The organism is Candidatus Hakubella thermalkaliphila (assembly GCF_013281975.1).
GTDB classification, from domain to species: domain Bacteria; phylum Actinomycetota; class Humimicrobiia; order Hakubellales; family Hakubellaceae; genus Hakubella; species Hakubella thermalkaliphila.
Genome location: NZ_BLRZ01000130.1, coordinates 1 through 4,123, shown reverse-complemented (window position 1 = coordinate 4,123; position 4,123 = coordinate 1). Strand labels below are relative to the sequence as shown.

Sequence of the window (4,123 nt, the reverse complement as noted above, 5' to 3'; positions counted from 1 at the left end):
GGAGAGAAACAGATAAGCACTACCTAAGTCTATGGCGCCATTCCTTGACCCTACTGACGACGGTTTAAGAAGACTGCTTCGTGAGACGCACGTCCTGCAATAAGGGCGGCCAGTATCCTTGCCGTCAACGTCCACAGCGGACAATGACGGGTCTTACCCCCTTTCCCGTTGATTTTTACTGATGGAGAGAGGCCCAAGTCCAGATCGTCGATGGTTACGTGTGCTGCCTCGTCAGCCCGAGCCCCCGTGTTATACAGAAAGAGCATCACAGCATAGTCCCTTTTCCCTTGTTCAGTACGGCGGTCCGGAGCATTAAGGAGGGCGTCCATCTCAGGCTTTTCTAGATAGATCATTGTGGGCTTTGATGACTTTTTGAAAGGAATGCTCCGTATCTCGGCGCACCAAGCGACCTGCTCGGGGCTACGCTCGCCAATAAAGCGAGCTAAAGCATGGATAGCGGCGAGACGTTGGTTGCGTGTAACGATCGAGCAATCTCGCTCCTGCTCGATGTATTGGAGAAAGTCACGGACAAGATCTGCTGAGATGTGTTCGATGTCCAGGTGATCTACTGACTGCCGCAGCCTCTGAGCGGCAAAGGGAAGCATCAGGGCTAATGTATCGCGGTAGCTCGTCTGGGTGTTGCGGGCAAGGTTGCGCTCTCCAACCAAATGCTCCATAAGGAAGCGTCTGATCCATTGGCCAATACGTTGCTTGTCAGTCTTCATCTTCTACCTCCCGTAAGGCATAGTGTTCGAAACGACGACACGCCTCATCCCGGAGTTCTGGAATGAAGCTCAGGTAGCGTTGGGTACCAGCAATGTCGAGGTGACCCAAGTAGGTGGATAACAGGGGAAGCAGGCGCTGAACGTCAGCGCCTTCGCGGTACCACGCTACAAGTCTATGCACCGCCATCGTATGCCTAATATCATGCACACGGGGCTGATAACGAGCCTCCTTTTCACGATAGATCCCAGCCAGTTTGCGGAGGATCGGAAAGACTTTTCGCGCCTGATCATAAGTCAAGGCATTTCCAGATCGCGTAGCAAAGAAGGCTGAATCCTCCCCTTGAGGGCAAGGCAGCTTTCGCCGTCTTTGCACATAACTTCGGAGTGTTTCCGTTAGCTGAGGGCCTATCGGTACCAATCGGGTTTTGAAGAATTTACCGCTACGAACCATAATCAGGCTTTCCAGAAGATTTACGTCGGCCAATGTCAGTGAGAGTGCCTCACCGATGCGAAGCCCCGTACTATAGAGCGTAAGAATGAGCGTATGGAAGGTGTGGGCCCGAAGAGGACTCCATGGACTTTGGAGTCTATCCGTTGCCGCAAGAAGCCTGCGCAGTTCCTCCAGAGTATAAATATATGGTTTCATAGGCTCCGGACGTTTAGGCATTGTTTTGAGCAGCGGGATGGAGTCTACGTAGTTGCGGATCATCAAGAAGCGATAGAACCTGGCGAGCACTCCAAACTTCTCATACCAGAAGCCTGTCACTACGCCTTTTCCAGCAAGAAATGCGTGGACAGCGCTGGGTTCAACTTCTATGCTCTCGACATCGCCCATGGCTCGAGAGAAAGCCTTAAGGATTCTAGCTTCTGTCTGAAAGCGGACCCCCAAGGCATGCTTGAACGCAATGTACTCGCTAACAAGTTGAGATAGTTTCATTTCAGTCCTCCCAGATCAAATGCAGCCACTTCACGGAGACCCGATAAATCGACTTTGGCGTAGATTCGGGTGGCAGAAGAGCTGCGATGTCCAAGGTGATCACCGATCTCCTTGAGTGATAAACCTTCCTCAACAAGGTGAACTGCACAGGCATGACGCAACGCGTGTGGTCCCCTGTGCGGGGTAGAGATGCCAGGCTCCAGCATGCGTCTTTGGGTCAAACTATAGAGGCCGGTTCGGGAAATCGGCCGCAGAGGAGCCGAAAAAGTGAGGAATACCTCCCGCCATGAACATCGCGGGCGTACTTCCTGTAAATACCGGAGGATGGCGTTACCTGCGGTCGGTAAAAGGGGATAGATCTGACGTCCTCTGCTTTTAGGGCGTGACACCAAGATGAGGTCATGTTCCCAATCGATATCTTCAAGCCGCATCTTTGCGACTTCCGTTGCACGTAAGCCATAGATAGCAAAGAGCATGATGATAGGTCGGTCGCGTAGATCTTCTGGTCGGTTTGTTTCCATACTGGCAAGCAGACGTCTGACCTCGTGCCACGACGGACCTGAAGGCAGGTTTTCCTGGGTGAAGATACGTGGCCCTTTGATGGCTTCCGCTATCAGGGGACCACACCATCCTTTGGTGCCAGCGTATCGAAAGAAGGCTCTGAGGCCGGTGGCCTTATTATTAATCGATACTCGAGAGCACCCCTTTGCACCACAGGACGTCAGAAATGCGTCGAGATCCGTGATGCCGACCGCAGAGAAGGGAAGCTTCTTAGCTCCGTACCAACATAGAAACTGCTTCAAATAACCAGACCATCGCTGGATCGTTGTTGAGGATAGACCCCGTTCATCCTCCATCCATCTCCTGAAATCCATGAGGAGATGAGCAAAGGGTGTTTGATCCCCAGGCTCGACCAGATGGCCCAAAAAACGAAGCCACTTCTTCGCCACACGAACAAAGCGAGCGCTGGTCCATCGCTTGTTGAGCATATGCCCAGAATAACGCTCCCGCTCCGACCAATCTTGGGCGGCTTTTTTAATCTGCTCGGGGGTTACCCTAAGTTCTGGATAACCCCTGAGTTTGCGGGCAACCCAAAAAAGATCATCGGCTATTACATGCAGGGTTGTAGGTGCATATCCTTGCTGCGCACAGTGCAAGAGGTAACGCCGCCGTTCCTCTGCGAATGGTACGTTCTGATGACGGGAGATTACGGCAGGAAGTTTGAATAACTTTTCGAACATGGTTGGACCTCCTTGTTTTTGAATAATCCAACCATGTTGTAGCAGAGTTTATTATATTATGGCAGGTAGGGTTTTAGGCAGGATAATCGATTTTGCTTATGTGACGTACAAATAGGAAAAATACTGTAAATAAAGGCCTTTTTTTTCTTTAGGTCACATAACTGCGGAGGTCACATAATGGGTCTTATTGGGCAAGACCACGGGAAGGGGAAAACTTTCGCCCAGCAAAAAGAAGACAAGGTCAATAAAAGCTGTGTTTGGGTATCCTCTTCATAGTGATTTCAGGAAGATGTTATGTTCACAACAACAGGGATAACTGATTCTACTGAGTCGTTGATTTGCCAGAGATGTCCCTATCTTGAGGGAAGCTCTCCTCAGGATGTATTGAGGGAGCTGGAACATGTGAAGCTGGAGAATGAACAATTGCGGCGTGTATTTGAGATAGCGGTAGAAGCTTTTAAGGAGCGTGATGAGAAAATAAAGCAACTGGAGGCAGAAAATAATACTCTACGCAGTAAAATCCAGGATCTACATCAGAAACCGTTTGTGATTAGTAAGAGAAAGAAGGAAAAGCAAGTTGATAATGAGTCTTCTCTCTCATCATCTCGGCCAAGGGGTGCACCGCAGGGTCACAAGGGAGGAACTCGGGAAAAACCTGATCGGGTTGATGAATACATTGATGTATTTCCTGAGCGCTGTGATTGTGGCTCAAGGGACTTGAGTGAGTGTGAGAAAGTTGATGAGCATACCATAGAAGAAATTGAGATAAGGAAAGCGAGAGTGATATGTTACAGGCGTCATTATAGATATTGTAAACGCTGTAAGAAAATAGTATCTGCCAGAGTCCCTTCCGATATACCTAAAGGATATTTTGGTCCTGCGGCCATGGCAGTTGCCCAATATCTTCGTTATCAGGCAAAACTGCCTTTTGATAAGGTCAGCAAGATATTCAAGGATCTATTTGGTATGGAGATAACTCAGCAAGCACTGGTAGGATTTGATAAGAAAACTGCCCATCAAGCAGAGCCACTGTATAAGATGCTGGAAGAAAAAGCTCGGTGGTCAAAGTCAATTAATGCTGATGAAACTGGATGGAAGGTTGCCTCAGATAATGCCTGGCTGTGGTGCTTTGTTAACAATCAAATAGTGCTATACAAGATTGACCGGAGTCGTGGTTCAGCAGTTGTTGAGGAAGTTCTGGGAAAGAATTATCCGGGAGT

At 49.3% G+C, this 4,123-nt stretch carries 4 protein-coding genes; 1 reads left to right on the top strand and 3 read right to left on the bottom strand.

Features of this window, described 5'->3' with window-relative positions; translation table 11 throughout:
* Positions 1-50: 50 nt before the first annotated feature.
* From HW443_RS09680 to HW443_RS09670, 3 genes are read right to left on the bottom strand one after another with little or no spacing between them, the layout of a single operon-like run.
* Positions 51-725 (bottom strand): tyrosine-type recombinase/integrase, encoded by a 675-nt coding sequence (locus tag HW443_RS09680; RefSeq protein WP_176237039.1) that lies wholly within the window; start codon positions 723-725, stop codon positions 51-53.
* Complete coding sequence (locus tag HW443_RS09675; protein WP_176231375.1) at positions 715-1,662, bottom strand: tyrosine-type recombinase/integrase; 948 nt, start codon at positions 1,660-1,662, stop codon at positions 715-717. Before HW443_RS09675 ends, HW443_RS09680 begins: the two co-directional genes overlap by 11 nt.
* The gene (locus HW443_RS09670; RefSeq protein ID WP_176236194.1) at positions 1,659-2,903 is read right to left on the bottom strand and encodes a tyrosine-type recombinase/integrase; all 1,245 of its coding nucleotides are present in this window, start codon (positions 2,901-2,903) and stop codon (positions 1,659-1,661) included. Before HW443_RS09670 ends, HW443_RS09675 begins: the two co-directional genes overlap by 4 nt.
* A 294-nt stretch (positions 2,904-3,197) precedes the next feature.
* Here HW443_RS09670 and HW443_RS09660 point away from each other — a divergent pair.
* Positions 3,198-4,123, top strand: a 926-nt coding sequence (locus tag HW443_RS09660; protein WP_176238113.1) for an IS66 family transposase, incomplete at its 3' end; no start/stop codon positions are given.

Bases quoted from the DNA above. Each gene is read 5' to 3' on its own strand.
- HW443_RS09680 (WP_176237039.1), bottom strand. From the start codon at position 725: ATGAAGACTGACAAGCAACGTATTGGCCAATGGATCAGACGCTTCCTT.
- HW443_RS09675 (WP_176231375.1), bottom strand. From the start codon at position 1,662: ATGAAACTATCTCAACTTGTTAGCGAGTACATTGCGTTCAAGCATGCC.
- HW443_RS09670 (WP_176236194.1), bottom strand. From the start codon at position 2,903: ATGTTCGAAAAGTTATTCAAACTTCCTGCCGTAATCTCCCGTCATCAG.